The organism is Halomonas sp. KAO, from assembly GCF_015595025.1.
In the GTDB taxonomy this organism is placed as follows: domain Bacteria; phylum Pseudomonadota; class Gammaproteobacteria; order Pseudomonadales; family Halomonadaceae; genus Halomonas.
Window position 1 is genome coordinate 1 of sequence record NZ_JADNRL010000021.1, and the last position, 734, is coordinate 734.

A 734-nucleotide genomic window follows, 5' to 3' on the forward strand; every position below is an offset into this window, starting at 1 on the left:
ATGGGAGTGGACTGCACCAGAAGTGGTTAGCTTAACCTTCGGGAGAGCGATCACCACGGTGTGGCTCATGACTGGGGTGAAGTCGTAACAAGGTAGCCGTAGGGGAACCTGCGGCTGGATCACCTCCTTACCGATATGTCACCGACTGTCGGCAAGTGCTCACAATGAATTACCTGATCGACCAGAGCAAAAGACTGTTTGGGTCATCGACCCAGTGGTTGGAAGTCGATTCTGTTGCTCAGTTGGTGAGAGCGCACCCCCTGACCTTTAATGGAAAGGAGGGTGAGGTCAGAAGCCGACTTGCGTACAGTGCCGGGTCTGTAGCTCAGTTGGTTAGAGCGCACCCCTGATAAGGGTGAGGTCGGCAGTTCAAATCTGCCCAGACCCACCATCTAGCAGTATCAGGGGCCATAGCTCAGCTGGGAGAGCGCCTGCCTTGCACGCAGGAGGTCAGCGGTTCGATCCCGCTTGGCTCCACCATCTTGCAGAAGGTCAGCGTTTCGAGCGAAACGTCGCACCGCTCGCTTGGCTCCACCATTACTACCCCACAGTCTTACCTGATCGGATCTGCAGTCATAAGCCAATATCGCACACCACGATGTCGGGTTTATGACTGTCGATTGACAGTCTGCTCTTTAACAATGTGATTCATGCTGACAAACGTTCTTTCCGCAAGGAAAGAACACGAGATACGTTTCAAGCGCGTATCCGGCAATGTCGTGTGTCATCGCGGA

Annotated in this window: 2 tRNA genes and 1 rRNA gene; all 3 read left to right on the top strand. The window is 54.1% G+C overall.

Annotated elements, in window-relative coordinates:
• Positions 1-130: ribosomal RNA gene (locus tag IOC61_RS10900) — 16S ribosomal RNA — on the top strand; the annotation flags it as partial.
• Between the two features lie 184 nt (positions 131-314).
• Positions 315-391 (top strand) — tRNA-Ile (locus tag IOC61_RS10905).
• A 13-nt stretch (positions 392-404) separates the two neighbouring features.
• Positions 405-480, top strand: a tRNA-Ala gene (locus IOC61_RS10910).
• Positions 481-734 lie beyond the last annotated feature (254 nt).